This window comes from Methylobacterium sp. AC315 (assembly GCF_979253755.1).
The window spans coordinates 58346-78124 of the sequence record NZ_CEEDEA010000020.1 but is presented as its reverse complement, the minus strand read 5'-3'; the positions used below and the strand labels follow the sequence as shown (position 1 = coordinate 78124).

The window sequence follows — 19779 nt, the reverse complement described above, 5'->3', positions numbered from 1 at the left end:
CCTCTGCGTGCCGATCACCACGGTTGCCCGAGGTCGTCGGGCGGTTGCTTTGGAGACGCTGGCCGACCCGCGCGAGGGGCGCGGATGACATGTATTCGACAGCCCTAGGCCGGGCGGTCGTTTTTCGCGACACCGCCGAGGTTACTTCCGGTCATACGGTTCGGCAACTGCCCGATCTCACAGCGAGAAATGACCGCTTGTCGGATGCGCCCCGGCCTCCCGCCACTCAGATATCGGTGCCCTGCCCGGCATTGTCCCATTCGAGGTGCGGAACACCAGTCTCAGCGAAAATCACCATCGCCGTAAGCGCGGTGGCGACGAGGCAGGCACAGCATCCAACAACCACAACCATTCGCCATACCCCTCAACCTTCGGTTGAAATATCTCGGAACATGGTTAGCGAATGGTTAAGCTGGAACGGCGACGTGACGGCATCCTGGTTGCCACGCCACCTTCATGCACGGTGTCGCCAGGGGCCAACAGAGATGACCTGGGCAAGCGCCTCCAAGACCTGGGGCGCGATTCTGATGCCCATGCCTGCCTCGATCGCCGTCGTCGGGGGTGAACAAGTCTCAGATTTTCATGCTCTCGAAGCCGATTATAAGGGCAAGCTGAGCAGCCAATCCGACAGCACCGGCAGGACCCCGTTCGCTCCACCGAGCTTACCGTCGAGGTCTTCCAGGTCGATGATCTCCACGTGGGTGGAGATGGGACGGTGCAATTCGCCCCGGCGCCATACGGCTCTCACCGACGCAGTCCAGGCGGGGGCGTAGGGGTAGTGGATCTCGTAGACCCAGGTGCTGGCATCCGCGGGCACGCCGTAGCGGTTGCCGATGAGCTTGGCGGTGACGCAGTTCACGTCGCAGGTCCAGACGCGCTTCTCGCTCTTGGTCGGGTCCATACGGCTAAGTAGGCGGTAAATAACGAGGCGCTCAGCGTCGTCAATTTTGTGCGTCATTGTAAAATAATCCTCCTGCGTCCGTGATGAAGACGCTTGGAAATCCCGTGTTATTTAGGAGGAGGTCACGATGAATATGTACGGCGTTAACTTGGTGCCGGTGTTCGTGGAGCTACGTCGCCTTGGACTGATCGAGAGTGAGCGGCGCTTCGGCCCGTGGATCGGGCGGGGACCAGACTACTACCGCGATCACGGTCGAGCGGATGGCTATGCGCGGGTGGCGCCGCGGACGGCGTTGCGGCTGCGTCGGCAGCTACAAGATCTAGCGCGACGCCTCCCGCCGGGGCTGCGCAGTGAGGTTGAGGCCATCAGCAAGCGGCTTGAGCGCGATGCAACGGTCGCGACCATGCTGGCGCGGTGATCGGATCGATTAAGAAGCAGGGGTTGGAGCGTCACCGCGCCCGCCCAGGTGGGCGAGAACGCGACGCGCGATCCGCACAAGACCATCGAAGGTGATAATTTCGATCCGGTGCAGGTGCGCATTGGTGCGCTTGAGCGCCTCCATCTGTTTCTCGTCCCCATCCCGGCCGATCACGATCCGCGCCGTGACCTTGTAGGCGTCGATCGTGAATTTGCGCAGCAAGAGGTCGCGCGTGCCGTCCACGTCGGCGATGTAGTTCTGGACTTGGGCGATCACCCTGGTGAGGTCCGCCTTCTGATATAACACATCGTGCGCCTTGTCGTAGGCGAATAGTGGATCGCCGCCCAAGGCCGTCTTGATCTCGACGAGTTCCAAGCGGTCGTCTGCCGTGCGCGTGAGTAGAAAGTCCTGCTGCTGACGCACGGTGATCGTCCGGTTCGGCAGGAGGCGAGCGTACTCCGAGCCGAACATCCACGGGTTGGCCGCGAGCAATGACTGGAACGCGCTCTCGGTCGCGTCGGCGGCGACGAGACGCTCAAGGTCGGCCACAGCCGCCTCGTAGACGGCGAGGTTAAGCGCGCTGGCGGCGCGGGTGAGGAAGTCACGGTCCGCTGCCGAGTGCTCCAGCACCGCGCGCAGCACGTTCGGCCGGTCGGTGGTCTGCCGAAGCAGAGCTAGGAGCGCTTCGCCCTGTTCGCCTTCCGGTAGACCGAGGACGTACTCCGGCACGGTCACGCTAGGCGGGATGCTGTCCTCAGGTGTGATGTTTTCGAAGAACGTGCCAACCCGCCCGGTTGTGGGTAGGGAGCGAGCCCCGGCCACGAAGTCAAGCAACGTTTGGACCTCCTCGCCCTGGAGCGTGACCGTGTGCTCCTCGTCCACTTCGCAGACTGTCTTACGCTTCCTCCAAGTCTCTAACTTCAAGCTTTCATGATGAGGTTTACCGTTGTGCCGGTCGCGTGGGACGAGCCGCGTGAAAGTCTTTCGTGATAGTTTGCCGTCCGAGAGAACAATCGTCTGTTGCGAGTGCAGATCGGGCGTCCTGCGCTCGTCGAAGTTCGTGACCGTGACCTTCACGAAATTGCTCCTCACCCCTCCTGAGTGAGCGCCTCCTTAGCCGTCTCGCCGTGGACGGTCGCGTGCTCCAGATCTTCTAGGGTCACCATGGCCATCACCGGGTCAAGCACGGCTCCGTCGTGATGTTCTCGTCTACCACAACGATGCCGATGCGCGGGCGCGGCCGAGTACCCTTCTGGTTGTCGAAGACGAACCCCACGACTACAGCCGCCTGATGTCCGACAAGCTCAACGCCCTTCTCGACCGCCTTAAAGCTCACCAGCGCGATCTCATCCTGGCGATGGCCGAGCACGACGGGATGCCCGCCGGTAGCGTCCTGCATCAGATCGCCGAACTGGAAAACGTGATCGCCGCCGTCGAGGCCGTGGCGGGTGAGGAGCGGGGTAGGGCGCGGGGATAGGCGGGACTACACCTGGGCACCATCCTCACCCAGAGCGATGGCACAGGTGGCCTCGACCATGGGCGCCGACGATGGCCTTCAGGATCAAACCCGAGCGCCACGCCGTTCCCAACGATCACGCGTCGAGGTGGCGCTGGGAGAGCTTCATGACCGCAGCACCAGACGGATCGGTGATCCAGCGCGATGCGCCACGCGCCGATCTCCTGGCCTTCGAGATCAAGGACAGGATCACCAAGCCCGACATCGAATGGATGTCCTCGATCGCCGACGACGCGATGAAGGCCCACGGCACGATCGACATGTTGTTGATCATGTCGAACTACGAGGGCTCGGACCTCGGGGCGAGGTTCGACGGCTACGCCAGCACGGTGATGGCCCGTTCGGTGGCGCACATCCGGAAGTACGTCGTGGTCGGCGCGCCGCTGTTCGCCCGCGCCATGATCACGCTTTCGGGGACGGTCATGCCGGTCGAAACCAAGACGTTCGATCTAGCGGACGAAGCCGCGGCCTGGGCCTATCTCGATGAGGCCGGACCAGCCGCTGACTGACGAGCGGTAATGATATGGCCGACCAGCAGGAGCGGTCGATACCACAGCATCGATCCGGACGTTGCGCTTCTCGTCAAGCCAAGCTTAGGACTGCGCCGTGGTTTAAGGACTGCCACGTCGTAGGTTGGAGGATTGGTTGAGGGAACCCGAACAAGGCAGCGCCGGGGCCGTCTATGTCTCTGCCATGGTGGGCGAGATGATGCGACGCGTTCTCGAAGACGCGCTCGTCGATCTCGCACGGACCAAGGGCGCCTCATATCTCGATATGTTCGCCGAGCGCGAGCTTGGGCGCTATGCCGATCTGTTCCGCGAGCGCACTGGCGACACGCCGGATATCTCGAACATGTTGCGAGTTTGGTTTGCGATGGAAGGTAGCGCAGCTTTGCGAGAGGTCGTTGAACGCGCGAACGAAAAGGCGCGGCACGATTAGCTGCTGCGCACTCACCTCATCGGAATAGCGGGAGGCCAGCGCCGATGAGGCCCAGCCCGGCCAAGAACAGGCCCCCTCTAACCGTCTCCAGCAGAACGCGCCAGTTCGGGGCGAACAGCGACGCCGCGGCGGATTTGACGGCCACGAGGAGATAGATCGGCCTCAGAATGAGCATCGACGGCGCCTTCGCAGCCATCATCGGCGCCGCTCAGCAACGATCGGTGATCTCACGCAACCGAGTGCTACGCGCCATGGCCGGACTTCCAGTCTGGGATCTTTTCGCGCAGCGAGTCCCACACCTTGACCCAAGAGCACGTACCAAACGTCACGTTCTCAATCCACGCGAGTGATCGCACTGGCTGAGCTATGCGGTGCGGGTCCGCTGCCGGGCGGGATGACGAACGCGCGATGATTAATATTGACGCTTGCGATTTGAGTATAAGCATCATCTGATGGCGGGGTCTCTGATGACAAGTCAGTTTACGAGTCAGCCGATGATGTCACGGTCATTGCTCGTCGCCAGCATGATTGCCGCGGGCCTCGCCTGTACGGCGCCTGCATCGGCCTGCGGTGGTTTCGTCGAAGCTCCAGTAAGCTGTGACGACCCAGGCCCTAACGGCTTCGCATCATGGATGCTCGGCCGGGTCGATAAAGCCCTGAAGGCCGATAAAACCCAGGCGCTCGGCGCATTCACCAAGGGCACGGACGGCTTCCGTACAGCAGACAGTTACGTGTTCTGCGTTGGACCCGAAGGCGTTATGAGCGCCCACCCCAGCCCGATCCTACAGGGTCATGACGTGCGCGACCTCCACGACAAGACCGGCAACTACTTCATCAAGACCATGATGCAGGAGGCCAAGCCCGGACAGATCTCGGTGATCCGCTACCTGTTTCCAAAGCCCGGAAGCACCGTCGAGGAGCCTAAGACGACCTACTACACCAAGGCGGGTGATCAGATGTGTGCGGTCGGCGTCTACGACGCTGACGCAGCGGCACCACGAGCAGCAACTCCGGAGGCGCGGGTGGCGAGCCTGCGGGCGAAGCTCGATGGAGAGATCCCAGCTTCGGCGCGGGCGGACTGGATCGCGTTTCTGGAGGCGCTGAACCAAGTCGGCGATACACGAGCCGCTACGATCGCCCGCGTCCGCGATGGGCTGAAGGCCGCAGAAGCCGCTCTGAACCCCACGGACGGAAAAACCACCGCGGGCCAGGAATAGATCCAGGACGGTGGCAGGTCTGGGCTCGGGGATGCCATGATGGGATTATCCATCGTCGTGCCTCTCGCGGAGGCCGCTACCTTCACCTTCGGGTGCGCCGTGTTGCACACCCGTTGGCTCAACCCTGAGCGCGCCAGCATGGTGCTGGCAGGTGTCGCCGCACTTCTGACTGTCGGGGTGCTGCTCGCTCTGACACCCGAGAATGTGCGCATTGATGCCGGTGCTCTTGATCCGGCGGCGGTGTGGCCTCTGGCGGTAGAAGACCTCCAACGCAGGTAGTTGCGCTTCCTCGGATCGAACCTGAGAGTGACTTCAGGATCACAGATCGTCTTGCCGGAGAAGTCGTCACGACGACCGTCGAGAACATGTTGGCGACGGTGATCGCGACGTTCTCCCCCTGCTGAGATGATGCCTACCTGTCTGCGGCCGAGAAGTTAATCGAGATCTTGGAGACGATGGGGAGACGCCATGCGCCGCTTGCTCGCCGACATGATGCGACGCCGGACTCCGGGACGCCATCACGGCACCTGCAATCGTTGTCGTGAATTTCTGGCTCGGCCCCGTCGCCCGCTCGTAGATGGAGCAGCCCGCCCCCACATGCGGATTATGATCACCTTCAAGCCTAACCCTCACAAGCTGCGGGTTACCCCATCCTTGAAGGAGCCGGGCCGGTTCGATTGGTCGGTCCCGCGGGACGATGTGGTCGTGCGTCAATCACCTCAGTCCTTCGGCTCGGAGGGAGCGTCAGAAGCGAACGGCAATGCAGCGCTTCGGGAAGTTACGTCTCGTTGGCTGAGCGGACGATAGGGGCGGACCACTTCGTAGCTGCCCGCACGCGACGGCTACACCCGCTGCGGCTACACCCGCTGCGGCTGCGCGAGCATGATGGCGGCACGCACGGCGGCGCGCCGAAGCTCCGGGCTTGCCCAATGCTGATCGATCAGCGTGTTGGCGAAGGGGTGGTCCACGATGGCAGCGGCGGGATCGATCCGATAGCTCTCGCCGAACGGGACCGTGCCGGAGGTCGGATTGGCCATGTAGGCGTTCACCACGGCAGTCACATCCGCCTCGACGATGTCGAGGGTGGCGAACAGGTCGAGCGTCATGATCCGGTTTGCCATGGCGCCGTCATAGCCGCTTTACGATCGCAGCGCTCTAACGACGGTTAACCGAGTGCGAAAATCCAACCGCGCCCTCGCGAGGCGCATCCCTCGACCTCATCGTATCGACGCGGTGGTCCTGGCCCACTCTGCGGCGATGATCGCCCGCCGTACGTCTGCGTAGGTTGGCGATAGTTCTCCGATCCTCCGGAGAACGGTACGCATCATCTCAGAGCCGCCCGACGCTGCGAGCGCTCGGCCATGTCGTCGGATCGCAGTCCGATGATCCGCCGCACTAGGGGCGCTCGGCGTGCGCTCGATGGCCAGGACCAAAGCGGCGAGCGCACCGACCGCGGCATCAATCTCGGAGATGCCCGGCCGGACCAGTGATGTCCTTTTCAACGGCATGAAATTCTCGGAGCGGCGATGTGATGTCCGAGGATGCATAGGCAGAGTTCGTGCCGGGGCCGCCGAGATGTTGGGCCACCCGCAGAACATATTCAACGTCGGGCGGTAATCCGAGACCTACGCCGCTTCAAGCTGCTGAGCGGGTTCCACGTCCTCGCGCGAGGGGACGTAGGCGCACCAGCCGCACACGCCCTTGTCGGCAGCCTTCGGGGCGTTCCATTGCGAGCATTCCGGGCAGACCTTCAACACGATCTTGGTGCCGTGGACGAACGCTCGACCGCGACCACGGAAGGTGGCAGCGCCCTGGGGAAGCTTTTTCAACATAGGTACTCCCTGCGTACTACCGCAGGTTGATGTCAACGGACGCCCATGGGTTCCAGCCCTGCTCGTTCGGCAGATCTATGAACGGGGACGACCTTTGACGCGAAACCAGCCGCCGTGAACATCGCCGATGGTCGGCGAATGTACCCCTGTCGCTTATGGAAATCGATCGCTCGCGATCTAGGTCATGCGGGCTGATGACCCGCACTTGGCGCGACCAGATGCATTGGTTCCCAGCACTCTTTTGAACCGGGTTGAGAGGCAATGCAGGACAGCGACAAACAGGACAACGAACGCAATGCGTCACGTCCGTATACCGAGACGACCAACCCCCTAATCCTGAAGCTCGATAGCCTCGCCAAGCTGAACGATGCCGACCGGCATGTGTTGGAACGCGTCAGCGCCAGCCCGCAGGCCATCGAGGCCGGGACGGACCTGATCCGCGTCGGCGATAAGCCGGATGGTGTCTACCTGATCCTAGACGGCATCGCCTGCCGTTACACGATGCGGGCGAACGGCGCCCGCCAGATCATGGCCTACCTCATCCCCGGCGACTATTGCGACCTCGACGTGGCGATGCTCGCTCGCATGGATCATTCGATCGGCACGCTGTCGGCGTGCAAGGTGGTGCGCATCGATCTTGCAGTCATCCAGGACCTGCTCCGGCATCATCCCGACATCACCCACGCCCTGCGGCTCGCCACCCTCGTGGACGAAGCAACCCTACGCGAATGGGTCGTGAACCTCGGGCGCCGGAATGCCGAGGAGCGCATCGCGCATTTGATGTGCGAGTTGCTGCTGCGGCTGCGTGCAGTCGGCCGGGCGACCGAGGATGGTTTCGCCCTGCCAGTCACGCAGGCGGATCTGGCCGACACCACCGGGCAGAACACCGTGCAGGTGAACCGCGCTTTGGCGAGCCTGCAAAAGCAGGGGCTGATCGCGTTCTCGGAGAGTCGGGTGGAGATATTGGATCTGGCTCGGCTGGAAGCCCTGGCCGAGTTCAGGCCGGATTACCTCCACCTCGGAGCGAGGGTCGCAGCATGAGCTTGCGCCTCCAACCTGTGCAGGTTGCCACCGGCAGCGATGATCAGGAGAGCCAACTGGTCTTCCACGAGGGCTTCCTGGTGGCGGTGCTCGTCCGGCTCTCGGACATGCACGAGACCGACGCGGGCAAGTGGTATCTGGAGGTGGGCTTCGGGCGGGTCGCCGATCTGAGCCCGCCGCTGTTCGTAGACCTCGATCACGCACGGGGCTGGATTGCCGACAAGCTCGGATTGCTCGCCTCCGGAACCGCGACGTAGACACATGCATATGTTAGGAATTGGTGACCGGGGTCATTGCACTCTTGCTCGTAAGACGAGACTGCGATGACCGATTTACCCCATCCGTCTGATGCCAATCCGATCCTGCGAAAGGTGGAGAGCATCGCGCTCTTCAAACTGTCTGAGGAGGAGCGGGCGGCACTCATCGCCTTGCCGATGCAGGAGGCGCAGTTCGACGCTTACCAGGACATCGTTCGCGAGGGGGATCGCCCGTCCCGCTGCTTTGCGGTGCTGGATGGCTTCGTTTCCACGTACAAGACCACTCTCTCGGGCAAGCGGCAGATCGCGGCCTACCACGTCCCCGGCGATGTACCCGACATCCAGAGCCTGCACTTGAAGGTGCTCGACAACAGCATCTCTGCTGTTGGTCCGTGCAGGCTCGGCTTCGTCCAACACGACTCCTTGCGGGCGCTGTTTCAGGCCCATCCTCGCATCGGCGCCGCGTTCTGGCGGATCTCACTGATCGATGCCGCGCTCGTTCGCGAATGGATGCTCAACACCGGCAGGCGCGAAGCCTATGCCCGCATGGCGCATTTGTTCGTCGAGTTAGTTATGCGCTTGGACGTAGTCGGGCTGGCTCCGGACCGAAGCTGCCCGTTGCCGATGACGCAGCCCGAACTCGCTGATGCCCTCGGGATCACGCCAGTCCACGTCAACCGAACCCTTGGCGATCTAAGGGACGCTGGGCTGGTCACCGTGCGCAACAGGCGCCTGACGGTCCTTAACTGGGATGGTCTGGTAGCCGCCGGGGAGTTCGATCCGACCTACCTGCACCTAGGTAGCCAGGACGAAGAGTAAATCTCTCGCGACTGACTCGGCCCCGTCGCCCGATCTGATCACGGGCTGACGGGGGAGGTCGTCTATCTCGCCAGCGTTCTCTTAGAATGAAAGCGGAAGTCACAGGTCCCAGCCCGATCGGACGGGCGGACGGGCGGACGGGCGGACGGGCGGACGTTGTCGGCCGTCTGCACGAAGGAGCAAGGCAGCCGCAATTATCTCAATAAATGTGAGGATTAAACAGATCGCCAGACCGTTTACGCCGTCGTATCAAGATTATGATGCCATCGTTCCTTGAGGTGCGGCAGGTTGGAATGTCATATTGGGCATTCGACGCGTCAAATCCGTACTATAGATTTGGGTGTGGCCCGATAGGTACATTATTTTTAGGAACCGCATGATATCTTAGTCCCCGTCAACAGACAGGCTAGGGATAATCAAGCTATGAAGAGGCTACCGGCCTTGTTGGCCGCCTTCACCGCCCTCACCACAGTCGCTTCGGCCGCTGATCTACCTCGCCGCGCCCCACCGCAAGTGTTCACCCCCGTGCCGGTGTTCACCTGGACCGGCGCGTACTTCGGTATCAACGCGGGCTACGCCTACACCGAGTCGGACACGATCCGGACTGTGGGTATCGGCACCTTACAGAACAACGTGAACAACCTGCTCCGCAGCCCGGCTGTCCGCCTGTCGCAGGATGGCTTCTCTGCCGGTGGTCAGGTCGGCTACAACTATCAGTTCACGCCGGGCTCCGGTATCGTCGTCGGCGTCGAGGCCGATGCGCAGTACATGGACTTGCAGCGCACGGGCGTGCAGTCGATCTTCCGCCCGGCCTTCAACCCCAACGTCCTGACCAACACCTATCGGACCGACCTCAGCTTCCTTGGCACCGTCCGCGGTCGCGTCGGCTACGCCTTCGATCGGGTGTTCGTGTACGGCACTGGCGGCTTCGCTTACGGCGACGTGAGCCAGCGAGTCGGCTTCCAGACTGCGGCGCCGCTGACCTACTTCGGCAGCCGCTCGCGGATGGACACCGGCTACGCCTACGGTGGCGGCATTGAGTACGCCCTGCCGACCGACTCGTTCCTGAACTTCTTCCGGTCGAACGCCGTGACGCTCAAGGCCGAGTACATCCGCTACGACCTCGGCAGCCGCAATCTGCTCGTCGGTTCGGTCGGTGGTCCTGGTGTCGGCTACATCTCCCGGTTCCGGACAGAGGGCGGCATCGCCCGCGCGGGCCTGAACTTCAAGTTCGGCTCGTACTGAGGCGGGGACAAGCTACGCCTCGGCGTCCGCGCCGAGGTGATCGCAGCAGGGCGGCGAGGGACTGGCCCTCTTCGCGGGACGACTTTTTGAGGCTCGCTATGCGCCTCGGCCTCGTTGAAGGTCCGGGACTGGTGCAGTAGCTCGGTGCCATGCTTCAGACCCTTCCCGGCTGGATCTTGTTCGCCTCCATCTTGGTCTCAGGGATGACCGCAAGTTCAGCGGCAGCCGTGATGCTCGACCATGCTCTGGGCGAAGGGGCGATCGAACGCCGCGACTTCCTGACGTTCCTGCTGTTTGGGACGCTGATGGCGATGGGTGCGCTGATGCTGCTGTGGGTCGAGACACGGTGACAGGTTGGCCCCGGCTGCAAGCTCACCGTAGCTCCCCATCATGCCCTCCAAGATCCGAGCCCCGCTTCGCGGCCTTCAGCTAGAAGCCCTCGGCGCCTGCGCCCTGTACCCGCAGGGCATGCGGCACGGGGCGCACCCGAGCGTCATGCCGGTGCTGCGAGATCTGGGATTGGTCGAGGAGCGCCAGATGCGCGGGCAGGCTGGGCGGAAGCTGTGGTTCCTGATGCAGACCGGACACGAGATGCTGGCCGAGATCGGGATGGGCGAGCCCCAGGATTGAACGAGCAGGCAAAATAGGCGCGCCACACCGCGGCAGCGCGCCTGAGTAGGTTCCGGTCTCGGGAAGGAACGTCGGCGGAATATGGTTGTATGCGCGCCTAGACAAGCTGCAACGATCAATAAACGGAAGGTGTGCCCGTGTCATATGATTGTAATCTGGGTTAGAAAGTCCGTTCGCGCTCCCGAGTGCAGCGTGGGCCTCCCGCCTTCTTCCGTGCGGTGCCAACGAACTCGGGGTCTAACGCAGGCGAGCCGGGGTTATGGTCATCGGCTGAGGGGGCAACATGGCTAAGATCGAGGAACTCGCTGGGACGTTGCAGGGGCTGGCTGGACCGGGGATCAAGCGGAAGGAACTGGTCTCCGCGGTGCGCGAGAAGCACCCCAAGGCGTCCAAGAAGGACATCGTGCGGGCCGCCTTCTACGCCCTCACGAGCGCCGTGGACGGCGATCTGGAACGCGCGCAGCGGCTCCACGACTTCGCGCTCACTGAGCGGGCCTCCGAGGACGGGGAGACCCCACTTCCGGTTACGCGTCGGAAGAAGGATCGGCGTGGAGATGCCCATCGGAACCGACAGAAGGCTCACCAAGCGGCCTGAACAGGCCGAAGGGGCGGGTCCGATCGTCGCGGCGCGACGCGTGCCGCGCCGCTTCACTGGCTTGCCGTGAACGGACCATGCCCGAGCGCTTATGCCTCGCTCCTGTTGTAGCTCAGCGGCTTGGGAGCGGAAGGCTGGAGCGGGTGACGCCTTAGCGGGGGGCAGTCGCCGCTCTTGTCGTTCCCCTCCCGCCTGGGGGCTGAGAACTCCTCCAGGTGGTTCGCGGCGTCGGCATACAACTCGAAGCGCCGAAGCAGAACGGCCCGCTTGGCTTCCTTCTTCGTGTCGTTCAGCTTCTCTTTTGCCCTGTCGGCCTTATCTCGAAATTTCTTAGCCAGCTTATCAAATTTTTCGTCGATTTTACCCGTGACCTCGTTGGCCTCCTGCTTCAGGATTTCTGAGAAATCCTCTTTCTCGGGTTTATTATCTGGCTGCTTCATGCTCTTTTTCCTCATTCACAACTGCTCGTGATGAGGGGCGTATACCGAAGCTTGGATACCGTGTCGCCTGCCGTACAATTTGGGCCGTCCTGACACGGCCAAGGTCATCTCATCGTCGTGGCACGGGCATAGAGGACGCCCCCTCTTAACTGTGCAACCAGATGGGGACCCGTGGTCGATTGGTCTGACTACCTCGAGGAGAACCGCCCGGTGACCGCCGATCAAAGCTGGATGCGGATGTACATCGCCGCGGGGCTGATCGGCATGGGGACACTCGGCGTGATCGGCGGGATGCTCCACATCCTTCCGGCCTGATGATCAGCGTGACGCAATCTGGAAGGCACCACTTCCCAGTCCGTATCCGGGGTCGGCAGAGCCAACGCGTTCCAGTCGGATCGAGCGTGTCAGGCCGCCAGCCGGTCCGGTCTCGCCCAGGTGGCCAACCGCGAATTACGGTAGCGCTGATCGGCCGTCACCTCACAGCCAACCCAGGGCGGCAGCACGACGAATTGGTCCTCGTGCTCCATCTCAATCTCAGCCAGGATCAGCCCGTCGTGGGCACCGCCGAACACGTCCAGGTCCCAGACCGCACCAGCGTGCTCGATCCGGTAACGGGTCTTCTCGATGCGGGCGTGCATCGGCACGTCGGCGAGCAGCGCCTCGCCCATCGACAACGGCACCTCGGTCTCGATCTCTTCCCGGCTGGCACCGCTTTTCGGCCCCTTCCACGTCAGGAACGCTCGGTCGCCCGCGCGGCGGACCCGGAGGGTGTTGTTGGCGTCGGTGTAGAGGTAGCCCTGGACGAGGAGCGTGCCGGATTGGCAGAGGGGCAGAACGGCAGGCGTGCAGAGAAACTTGCGCTCGATTTCGAGTGGCATGCGGTGCAGGGGCTCGTGCCGTTGCGGTCGCGTCCTTTAACTCATGTAAAGGTAGACTCGAAACAGGGCAGATGGCTCCCCCCATGGCGTCCTGTGCATGGCTTGGGGAATTGCCGATTGTGCTCGTCGGCAAGTTGCCCGCTCCGCCATCCTGAACGAGAGGGGCTGCCGGTTTAGCCGACCGTCACTTGGGTTGGCTTACGTCCGTGCTGGATTAAACCGCGCAGGGTCCGGAACGGCAGCAGCACCAGCTTGGCCACGCCATGGGCGGCCATGACGACGACGACGGCCAAAAGGGCCAGCAGAGTGTTCCTCATGCGGGGTACTCCTGGCGGCGTGATACTCGGCGGACCGCCCCCGCCATTGTCTTCAGGAGGCGCGCCGATCGCGGCGGGACTGTGATGCGGATACCTGTGTCCCAGGCGCATTCCTCAGTGACGCGCGAGCCTGAGGCTCGTACGCCGGATTGATGTCGCATTCGCCGAAGCGCCATGCCTATCTCGTAGCCGTGTCGCAGGAGTGCGAAGCGGTCTGTGTGTATGCGATGTTGGCTGGGACATCGGAAGAGGCGTTGGAAGCTGTGGCTTTAGTCGCTCCGCCCGCATCGAAGCCGGAGGTCGTCGGAAGCCTGTCGCGCGCCTTGGTGAAGCGCATTCGGCTCAAGCCGGGGGAGCTACGATTGGTGTGACAGAGTCCGACCTGCTCACGCCGACGAAGCGGCGAAGCTGCTGCGGATCAGCCGCCGAACCTTCGACGGCCACGTTGCCCGCGGCGACATCGCCTACATCGCGGTCGGGTTAGCCTTGCAGCGCGTCCGCAAGCGGTTCGGCCCCGAGGACATCGCTCGGTTTCGGGAAAAGCAGCGACGGGTGGAATGCCCGCCGGAGCCGCCGCAAAGCCGCAGACGTGCTCCGGCGACGCCAACGGAGGCCGCCGAATTCAAGGCCCTGTCGGAGGAACGGCGGGACGCAAGACGGGCGGCTCAGACAAGCCTGCGGCAGACGCCGCGAACCTCTTCTCTATTGCGGAGGTGGCCGGATAACCACGATTGCGGGCGGGCTGACGATCCACTTCGGCGCCGTCGTCTGGCGCGATGGGTCTGGTTGCGGGAGCGAGTCGTGCGCCGCGTAGACTAAGTCGGGGCCAAAGCGAACGAGCATGATCAGGACGACAAGGGCTGTACGCATGGTGGGGAAACGACCGGGATCGTCGAGCGCTCCCACTGGCCCGCTTCAGCCGCCCTTCGCCTTGAAACCCCGGCCCAGCATGCCCCAGATTTGACCTAGCGGCATCGACCGCGCTCGAACGCCACCCAGTGCTACTCGACCCCGAGGCGACGATCGCTGCCCCGCCACCCATGATTTCAGGGCGGCCGGGGCTCGATGCCGTTCCTCACGGCGATGGGCTATGTACGCGACGCAGCCGGGATGCAGGATGCCGATGCGTCGTTAGCCGGACCTCAACGGCGCCATCCAGTAGGGTCTCGACGATCTGCTGCACGCGGTCGTCGCCGCCGATCCAAGTCGCGCCGACAACAGGACGGCGATCATCTGGACCGCCTGGGCAGATCTACTGCCCGGCGCAAAGGGAAGGGCACGGGCATGATGGTGGTCATGGAAACGGCGGGGCTCGCACCCCGCCGCCGATCCATCAAATCATCTCCGGCGATGGCTCAAGCCACCCGCCGGTCAGCAGCGCTAGAGGCCGAGTATCTGGCTGGCCGAGCCAATGAACGTCATCACGAGGCCGCAGGCGAACGCCCCAATCATCGCGTAAGAGAAGCCCTTTAGGATCATGGTGGGCAGTCCTTCCGATCGGTGTCAGGGTTCAGTGGCGGGACCGTTCAAATCCGTTTGGTGCGAGGTGGAAGCCGAACGGTCGCACGCCGGTCGAGCGCTCATGCTGCACCGCAACCGTTAACTGAGCAAGTGCAGCAATGATCCCTCGCGAAATCGCTGCCAAGCTCGCCAAGATCATTCCGCGCCTCGCGACCGAGCACGAGGGCGAGGTGGTCAACGCGGTCGGCGCGATCAGCCGGATCCTAGTCGGCGCTGGTCTCGACTGGCACGTGCTTGCTAAGGTGATCGAGGAGGCAGGCAGCCCTCAGGCCGCGCCGTTCGACTTGTCCGAGGCCGCGGACTTCGATCCGGGTCAGGCCGCCTCACAACGCCGCCAGAAGCCGAAGTCCGACCCTGATGCGCCTGACGCGGCGTCCCGCCGTGGGGGGCTACCGATCTGGGGCACGAAGAAGATCGAGCCCTGGTGGGTTATCGCTGGGTACTGCCTCCAAATGGACTGGACCCTCCCGAAGGCGTTCGGGGGCAAGTCCCTCGCAAGGGCCGACAAGGACCGGCTCCGCGCCGTTCAGAGGCTCGGCACCGTCACCAACGCCGACGCCGACTGGATCGAGAGCATCGTCGCTCGATGCCATGCCGCCCGCGATGCGTGGCGCGCCCGAGATCGGAAGGCCGCAGCATGACGCCTCGCGAGATCGCCGCGTACAACGCCGGAGTCGAGGCGGTCCGGCAGATGGCGCTAACCACTGCTGTCACCATAAAGGTCCGGGACGATGCCAGCCGGGTCCGGCATCAAGCCGCTGTCGCGGCTCTTCAGGCGCCCGCCGAAGGCGCTAAGGATCTGATGCTGGGCATCGGTTCGGATGAGCCGCCTATGGGCGTTGTGCAGCCGTAAGAGCCAACATACCCCGCATGGGTGGATACACAGAGTGTTTCGTGGTCTGGTAGGGTGTCGTTGTCCCCTGCTTTGCCAGGAGGGCTGTTCAGGATATAATACCAGTGATAAAATCTTGAAATATTTGCTCAAAAATGTGTATTCAAGAAAGAAAGTTTTGAAGGGCGGACAGACCTAAAAGCTTGACCGGAAGTGGGTCGTGCCGGTGAGAAGCCCAGGACCTACCTGCCGTTCTACCTGCTGAGAGAGACACTTGCTCTTTCAGGAGAAGCCCCCTCGGAGATCACGATGCCTCTGCCGCTTCAGTCAGCCCTCGCCGCCTCAGGTTACGTCGGAACGTGGGAGACGGACCTCGATACTCAGACTGTTGAGTTTACAGGTGCCTTACCCCGTCTGCTGGCCCTTAACGAGGAACATGCCTCAGTTGGTGCTCCTGTCTCAGCCCTCCTGGAAGGAGTGCATCCTGAGGATCGAGAGCACGTCGCTCACCTCGTGCACGAAGCGCACAGCACTGCGGGCCGCTTCGAAGCCGAGTTCCGGACGATCGATAAGGAAGGAGCGACACATTGGATCGTTGCGCGTGGGCGGGTCGAAGCAGGCCGGGGGGGGCGTGGACCTCGATGCATCGGCCTTGCCGCAGACATCACTGACAGCCGCCAAGCCGACCCGAACTCAGCGGATCAGGCAGTGCAGGCCATTGAGCGGATCGCAGATGCCTTGATCGCGGTACGGCCTTTAGCGGACGGCCTGGACTCGCCGACTTTGAAGACGCTGATCGACGCCACGCTCTTCGAACTTGGGCGTCTTCTCGCCGAACGGGTCGGCGGCACTGCTCCCCAAAACACTCACTGAGTATTATGGGTTAGGAAATCTGCTGCCGCCGGGCTGCGACAGAGCGGACGAAGTCCAAGCAGGCTTGCCGATCGTCAGCGTCGGCGATTGACTCGAACGAACGAACGAGTTCCGCCACCTGCTGCGCCCAGTGCGATCCCGAATCTCTGCCGTAGTACAGTGTGGATACCGTTGTTCCGAGCGATGTGGCGATCTGATCAAGGATGCGCTGCGCATCTGATTTCTTGTCAACCATCGACCGCGGTTCTCCATGGTGGAGAGGTCAGTTTTCGTGATATTATAATCCACAAAACGGCAGTCACTAAATCTGAAAACTGAATTGGAATGTGATATTGCGCCGAGCCATCGCAGCGAACGCCGTCGACGAGCATCCAGCGGTAAGGCGCAATATTAGTTCAACCCTACACCAAGCGATTAGATCCCGAGAACGAGGATAAAATTTTATATATGATTTCCATGTGAGGCAGAGATCGACCGTTGCCCCGTAATGCCGAAATCTCGGATGGGCGTAATTTTCGAGACCTCATGCCATTCGGCGGTCACCTCGCGAGCCCGGCGCACTTTGGCCATGGCCTTCTGGGTCTGCATCCTGTGGCAATACCGGCCGTCGCGGCTACTCCTGGGGACGCCGCGTCCAGTCGCGAGTTGCTGACCGAGAATTGGATGAGCAAGCAGCGAGCGTTCTAGCTGCCCATCGCCTTGAAGGCCCAGATCGGCACGCCCCATTCCTGCCCCTGCCGGTTCCGGTAGCTCGAAGTCCGCTCGTACAGAACTCGGGTTGCCTCGACGCCGATCGCCTTGTCGCTGGCGGTCATCAACGCCCCGCAGTAATCCACCCGGAGCGTGCCGTGCTCGGGATGCACCCCAAATAGCTGCTCCGCCGTCCAGCCGAGCCGGTACGCTTCGTCGCCGAACCGGGCGATGAAGTCCAAGCAGCTTTCCCGCATCGGCGCCCAGCGGCTCGGCGGCATGTACCGGCAGGGCGAGGCGTGCGGGGAGATGTTCTCGATGGCGCCGTGCCAGATCGCGACGGCGTTCGGGAGCAGGGTGTAGGCGGGACCGACTGACATCCGGCCGAGCTACGGCAGGGCGCGGCTCTCGACCATAAGGCCAGAAGCGGGGTTGCCCTGCATGGGGTGGGCTGGGTCAGGCGCAGCCTTTGTAGCCTCCCCGCTCGGCCTCCTGCCGAGCCGTGCTCAGGACACGACGACGGCCCTGGCTGTCCTCAATCTCTGACCAGAGACGCACAAGGGCGAGAAGGTCGTCTGCTTCGTCGGCGGGCCGCTCGTTCAGGAACTCGGCCACTGACACATTGAGTGCGCAAGCGATCCGTTCCAGCGCGGAAGCGTGGCCGGTGAGGCTGGGATCAAGCGTGTCCATGGCCCACAACGCTCGAATCGAGGCTTCAGGCTGCATAATGTATTCAAAATTCCGTGAGGTCGGTCTGCTCGACCCTTGTCACTGAATTCATCTTCCGTTGGGCCGCTTCGTCCCCACCCTGGTGGACAGATCCGGGTTCGTAGATGGGCGGTAACAACCAATCATGGTTGTCGCGCATTTAATACAACTCTTGAGCGAGCTTATTAACTATCTATTAACCATCATTTCCCATCATAAGTCAGGTTTAGAGGTAGAGTGATGGCTGGCAATAGTTCGGTTCCTGAAGTGATGGCGGCTGATAAAATAGTGGTGTTGGATCGCGCGATATTGGAGGCGATGAGCCTAAGAGAAACCATCTTCGAGATTGATGAAGCTGAATTGACGTTGATGATTGATATTTTGCTTTTCCGCCTTGGGCAGGCCGCGGCTGACTGCGTTCGGCCGCCCACTTCGAAAACGTCTATGCGCAAGGCGGCGTGACCTGCACTGGCTTGGCACCGTGTCGGAACAAGCCACGCAGTGCCTGGAACGGCAGTAGCACCAGCTTGGCCACGCCGTGAGCGGCCATGACGACAATGACGGCCAACAGGGACAACATGGTGCTTAGCAGCCTCAGGCGCGCCGGTTGGGTTGCCCCGGTTTCTTTGCACGAACGAAGTCCAGACACGCCCGGCGGATTGTCGGATCCGTGATCTGGGCGAACGCCTCCAGCAATTCGGCTGCCTCTTGTGCGGCGAGCGCCGCCGATCCAGTCGAGCACGAGGTGCCTGGATCGAAGAAATCAGTAGGCGCCATACCGAGGGCGTCTGCTATCCGTCGCAGAGTGGCGTGCGCCCGATTGTCGGTCATCTGCCTTCCATGGCTTAGCAGATCTCCGATGTGAAGCGTCGCAACTTCGAACTGGTAGATCATCACGAGAAGTTGTAATTTCGCTAGTCTGAGTTTTGGTGATATAAGTATAATATACCTATTGGTGACAGCCCCAAGTAGGGCAGTTTCATCGATGTTGATTTTTCGGCTCTTCGATCCGCGGCGAGTTCAAATCGTTTATGTCGGCAAATCACTTAGCGCTCCAGGCCGCCGGTATCGTCGGCACCTGGGAGACGAACGTCCCAGCGGCCCTGTCCATCCTCGACGAGGGCGCTGCCGCGCTGCTCGCCGGAGATGTGCGGCTCGCGGGCCGACCCATCCCCCTGGAGACCGCCCTCAGCCGCACGCACCCCGATGATCGCGGTTGGGTGTTCGAGCGAATTCGACAGGCGCGTCAGGCTGGCGGACCGATCTCGGTCGAATACCGCATTTTGACCGGAACCGGTGATGTCCGCTGGATCCTCAATCGTGGTTGCCTCAGGCCCGACGAGACGGGGGCGATGCACGGCTGGGGCACCTACATCGATACCACGGACAGCCACCTCGACCCGTTCCTGCCCGCTGACATGGTCGAGCCACCGGAGGACGATCCGCTGATCGTCGCGGCCGACCACTACCTCCAGGCCCACGCGGCGATTATCTCGACCGGTCACCCGAGGCTGCGACAACTCTCGGACCTGACGCTTAGGGAGATTGGCTTGGCGCTCGCGCGGCGTATGAGCAACTGATCCACACCGTCTGAACTTCACAGTGCTAGATTGCCCACAGCATGGGTTGGGGTAGCGCCACCGCTTAGTTCGACGTGAAAATAAAAGCCGTCGCTGCGGTTCGCGCCTACTCGCCCGCCTCTAGGGCGAGGATTAAAAGGCGGCGCCGCATCTCCGGGTCGCGAATACGGCGGTAGGCGTTCAGCATCGCCGCGCAATCCCCGTCGAGGTGGGCATCCGTGGCCGTGACGCCCGCGTCTGGCGCTCTTGGTGGGCCTTCCAGCGTCGGCACTTCGTACAGCACCCCTGGGGACACTCCCAGAGCTTCGGCTATGCGCCCAACGATCAGCCGTGTTCCCGAAGCGACCAGTGGCGGCGAGCCACGAGCGTCAACGTCTTCCGACGCCTCGTCCTCCAGGCGTGCGAACGGGGGCGGTATCCTCTGTCCCATCGGTTCTTCCGCGTGGGCGCATAAAGCGCCTCTTGGGTGCATTCATTATCCAACCTCGGGATGGCTGGGTAGTGGGTACACGCTACGGTTGCCGATACGG

At 62.5% G+C, this 19779-nt stretch carries 31 protein-coding genes; 18 read left to right on the top strand and 13 right to left on the bottom strand.

Translation table 11 applies throughout. The annotated features are described in order from the left end of the window. Nucleotides 1-598: 598 nt before the first annotated feature. Nucleotides 599-958, bottom strand: a complete 360-nt coding sequence (locus AC0IY0_RS23885) for a hypothetical protein (protein WP_471765808.1) — start codon at nt 956-958, stop codon at nt 599-601. Between the two features lie 70 nt (nt 959-1028). Between AC0IY0_RS23885 and AC0IY0_RS23880 the strand changes: the two genes are divergently transcribed. Further along, nucleotides 1029-1319 carry a hypothetical protein gene (locus AC0IY0_RS23880; protein ID WP_471765807.1) on the top strand — a complete coding sequence of 97 codons (291 nt, stop codon included), beginning with the start codon at nt 1029-1031 and terminating at the stop codon, nt 1317-1319. A gap of 9 nt (nt 1320-1328) precedes the next feature. Here the strand turns inward: AC0IY0_RS23880 and AC0IY0_RS23875 are convergent, their stop codons facing one another. Beyond that, complete coding sequence (locus AC0IY0_RS23875; RefSeq protein WP_471765805.1) at nt 1329-2396, bottom strand: Shedu anti-phage system protein SduA domain-containing protein; 1068 nt, start codon at nt 2394-2396, stop codon at nt 1329-1331. 214 nt (nt 2397-2610) lie between these two features. Here AC0IY0_RS23875 and AC0IY0_RS23870 point away from each other — a divergent pair, with 214 nt between their 5' ends. The 3 genes from AC0IY0_RS23870 (at nt 2611) to AC0IY0_RS23860 (ending at nt 3774) form a co-directional block, all read left to right on the top strand. Then, on the top strand, nt 2611-2796 hold the full coding sequence (locus AC0IY0_RS23870) for a hypothetical protein (protein WP_471765803.1): 186 nt from the start codon (nt 2611-2613) through the stop codon (nt 2794-2796). Between the two features lie 146 nt (nt 2797-2942). Next, nucleotides 2943-3344 carry a SpoIIAA family protein gene (locus tag AC0IY0_RS23865; RefSeq protein ID WP_471765802.1) on the top strand — a complete coding sequence of 134 codons (402 nt, stop codon included), beginning with the start codon at nt 2943-2945 and terminating at the stop codon, nt 3342-3344. Between the two features lie 136 nt (nt 3345-3480). Further along, nucleotides 3481-3774 carry a hypothetical protein gene (locus AC0IY0_RS23860; RefSeq protein WP_471765801.1) on the top strand — a complete coding sequence of 98 codons (294 nt, stop codon included), beginning with the start codon at nt 3481-3483 and terminating at the stop codon, nt 3772-3774. Between the two features lie 16 nt (nt 3775-3790). Here AC0IY0_RS23860 and AC0IY0_RS23855 read toward each other — a convergent pair whose 3' ends face one another. Next, nucleotides 3791-3973, bottom strand: a complete 183-nt coding sequence (locus AC0IY0_RS23855; RefSeq protein WP_471765800.1) for a hypothetical protein — start codon at nt 3971-3973, stop codon at nt 3791-3793. Between the two features lie 295 nt (nt 3974-4268). On the opposite strand from AC0IY0_RS23855, the gene AC0IY0_RS23850 reads away from it, so the two are divergent. Both AC0IY0_RS23850 and AC0IY0_RS23845 read left to right on the top strand, forming a co-directional pair. Further along, entirely contained in the window at nt 4269-4991 is a 723-nt protein-coding gene (locus tag AC0IY0_RS23850) for a cache domain-containing protein (protein WP_471765798.1), read from the top strand. A gap of 39 nt (nt 4992-5030) precedes the next feature. Further along, nucleotides 5031-5270: a hypothetical protein gene (locus AC0IY0_RS23845; RefSeq protein WP_471765796.1), complete on the top strand. Its 240-nt coding sequence runs from the start codon at nt 5031-5033 to the stop codon at nt 5268-5270. A gap of 578 nt (nt 5271-5848) precedes the next feature. On the opposite strand, the gene AC0IY0_RS23840 is transcribed toward AC0IY0_RS23845, so the two are convergent. Together AC0IY0_RS23840 and AC0IY0_RS23835 are read right to left on the bottom strand one after the other, a co-directional pair. Beyond that, the gene (locus AC0IY0_RS23840) at nt 5849-6112 is read right to left on the bottom strand and encodes a hypothetical protein (protein WP_147852722.1); all 264 of its coding nucleotides are present in this window, start codon (nt 6110-6112) and stop codon (nt 5849-5851) included. Between the two features lie 504 nt (nt 6113-6616). Further along, nucleotides 6617-6823, bottom strand: coding sequence for a hypothetical protein (locus tag AC0IY0_RS23835; RefSeq protein ID WP_447671790.1), 207 nt, complete (start codon nt 6821-6823; stop codon nt 6617-6619). Nucleotides 6824-7084: 261 nt separating this feature from the next. On the opposite strand from AC0IY0_RS23835, the gene AC0IY0_RS23830 reads away from it, so the two are divergent. The 7 genes from AC0IY0_RS23830 to AC0IY0_RS23800 all read left to right on the top strand — a co-directional run bounded on the left by AC0IY0_RS23830 (nt 7085) and on the right by AC0IY0_RS23800 (nt 11410). Then, nucleotides 7085-7864 (top strand): Crp/Fnr family transcriptional regulator, encoded by a 780-nt coding sequence (locus AC0IY0_RS23830; protein WP_471765795.1) that lies wholly within the window; start codon nt 7085-7087, stop codon nt 7862-7864. Continuing rightward, a complete protein-coding gene (locus tag AC0IY0_RS23825; RefSeq protein ID WP_471765793.1) occupies nt 7861-8121 on the top strand; it encodes a hypothetical protein in 261 nt (86 codons plus the stop codon). The genes AC0IY0_RS23830 and AC0IY0_RS23825 overlap by 4 nt, the downstream gene beginning before the upstream one ends. Nucleotides 8122-8187: 66 nt before the next feature. After that, nucleotides 8188-8940: a Crp/Fnr family transcriptional regulator gene (locus AC0IY0_RS23820; protein WP_471765791.1), complete on the top strand. Its 753-nt coding sequence runs from the start codon at nt 8188-8190 to the stop codon at nt 8938-8940. Nucleotides 8941-9363: 423 nt separating this feature from the next. Next, nucleotides 9364-10185, top strand: a complete 822-nt coding sequence (locus tag AC0IY0_RS23815; RefSeq protein WP_471765790.1) for an outer membrane protein — start codon at nt 9364-9366, stop codon at nt 10183-10185. Nucleotides 10186-10334: 149 nt separating this feature from the next. Next, complete coding sequence (locus tag AC0IY0_RS23810) at nt 10335-10535, top strand: hypothetical protein (RefSeq protein ID WP_471765788.1); 201 nt, start codon at nt 10335-10337, stop codon at nt 10533-10535. A gap of 40 nt (nt 10536-10575) precedes the next feature. Then, nucleotides 10576-10815: a hypothetical protein gene (locus AC0IY0_RS23805; protein ID WP_471765786.1), complete on the top strand. Its 240-nt coding sequence runs from the start codon at nt 10576-10578 to the stop codon at nt 10813-10815. A gap of 283 nt (nt 10816-11098) precedes the next feature. Continuing rightward, the gene (locus AC0IY0_RS23800; RefSeq protein ID WP_471765784.1) at nt 11099-11410 is read left to right on the top strand and encodes a hypothetical protein; all 312 of its coding nucleotides are present in this window, start codon (nt 11099-11101) and stop codon (nt 11408-11410) included. Nucleotides 11411-11499: 89 nt separating this feature from the next. Here the strand turns inward: AC0IY0_RS23800 and AC0IY0_RS23795 are convergent, their stop codons facing one another. From AC0IY0_RS23795 to AC0IY0_RS23785, 3 genes are all read right to left on the bottom strand, one after another. Beyond that, the gene (locus AC0IY0_RS23795) at nt 11500-11850 is read right to left on the bottom strand and encodes a hypothetical protein (protein ID WP_471765782.1); all 351 of its coding nucleotides are present in this window, start codon (nt 11848-11850) and stop codon (nt 11500-11502) included. 404 nt (nt 11851-12254) lie between these two features. Next, entirely contained in the window at nt 12255-12728 is a 474-nt protein-coding gene (locus tag AC0IY0_RS23790; protein ID WP_471765780.1) for a CYTH domain-containing protein, read from the bottom strand. Between the two features lie 173 nt (nt 12729-12901). Next, nucleotides 12902-13045 (bottom strand): hypothetical protein, encoded by a 144-nt coding sequence (locus tag AC0IY0_RS23785; RefSeq protein WP_471765778.1) that lies wholly within the window; start codon nt 13043-13045, stop codon nt 12902-12904. Nucleotides 13046-14664: 1619 nt separating this feature from the next. On the opposite strand from AC0IY0_RS23785, the gene AC0IY0_RS23780 reads away from it, so the two are divergent. The 3 genes from AC0IY0_RS23780 to AC0IY0_RS23770 all read left to right on the top strand — a co-directional run bounded on the left by AC0IY0_RS23780 (nt 14665) and on the right by AC0IY0_RS23770 (nt 16271). After that, nucleotides 14665-15207: a hypothetical protein gene (locus AC0IY0_RS23780; protein WP_471765776.1), complete on the top strand. Its 543-nt coding sequence runs from the start codon at nt 14665-14667 to the stop codon at nt 15205-15207. After that, entirely contained in the window at nt 15204-15419 is a 216-nt protein-coding gene (locus tag AC0IY0_RS23775) for a hypothetical protein (RefSeq protein WP_471765774.1), read from the top strand. Before AC0IY0_RS23780 ends, AC0IY0_RS23775 begins: the two co-directional genes overlap by 4 nt. Nucleotides 15420-15707: 288 nt before the next feature. After that, a complete protein-coding gene (locus tag AC0IY0_RS23770; protein WP_447671804.1) occupies nt 15708-16271 on the top strand; it encodes a PAS domain-containing protein in 564 nt (187 codons plus the stop codon). 10 nt (nt 16272-16281) lie between these two features. On the opposite strand, the gene AC0IY0_RS23765 is transcribed toward AC0IY0_RS23770, so the two are convergent. The 3 genes from AC0IY0_RS23765 to AC0IY0_RS23755 all read right to left on the bottom strand — a co-directional run bounded on the left by AC0IY0_RS23765 (nt 16282) and on the right by AC0IY0_RS23755 (nt 17651). Continuing rightward, the gene (locus AC0IY0_RS23765; RefSeq protein ID WP_447671803.1) at nt 16282-16506 is read right to left on the bottom strand and encodes a hypothetical protein; all 225 of its coding nucleotides are present in this window, start codon (nt 16504-16506) and stop codon (nt 16282-16284) included. A gap of 448 nt (nt 16507-16954) precedes the next feature. Next, a complete protein-coding gene (locus tag AC0IY0_RS23760; RefSeq protein WP_471765772.1) occupies nt 16955-17341 on the bottom strand; it encodes a hypothetical protein in 387 nt (128 codons plus the stop codon). A gap of 76 nt (nt 17342-17417) precedes the next feature. After that, nucleotides 17418-17651 (bottom strand): hypothetical protein, encoded by a 234-nt coding sequence (locus AC0IY0_RS23755; RefSeq protein WP_447671802.1) that lies wholly within the window; start codon nt 17649-17651, stop codon nt 17418-17420. 258 nt (nt 17652-17909) lie between these two features. On the opposite strand from AC0IY0_RS23755, the gene AC0IY0_RS23750 reads away from it, so the two are divergent. Beyond that, nucleotides 17910-18131, top strand: a complete 222-nt coding sequence (locus AC0IY0_RS23750; RefSeq protein WP_471765771.1) for a hypothetical protein — start codon at nt 17910-17912, stop codon at nt 18129-18131. A 132-nt stretch (nt 18132-18263) separates the two neighbouring features. On the opposite strand, the gene AC0IY0_RS23745 is transcribed toward AC0IY0_RS23750, so the two are convergent. Beyond that, nucleotides 18264-18563, bottom strand: a complete 300-nt coding sequence (locus AC0IY0_RS23745; protein ID WP_471765770.1) for a hypothetical protein — start codon at nt 18561-18563, stop codon at nt 18264-18266. Between the two features lie 137 nt (nt 18564-18700). On the opposite strand from AC0IY0_RS23745, the gene AC0IY0_RS23740 reads away from it, so the two are divergent. Continuing rightward, on the top strand, nt 18701-19249 hold the full coding sequence (locus AC0IY0_RS23740; protein WP_447671799.1) for a PAS domain-containing protein: 549 nt from the start codon (nt 18701-18703) through the stop codon (nt 19247-19249). A gap of 106 nt (nt 19250-19355) precedes the next feature. Here AC0IY0_RS23740 and AC0IY0_RS23735 read toward each other — a convergent pair whose 3' ends face one another. Then, on the bottom strand, nt 19356-19532 hold the full coding sequence (locus AC0IY0_RS23735; protein WP_471765769.1) for a hypothetical protein: 177 nt from the start codon (nt 19530-19532) through the stop codon (nt 19356-19358). Nucleotides 19533-19779: the final 247 nt, after the last annotated feature.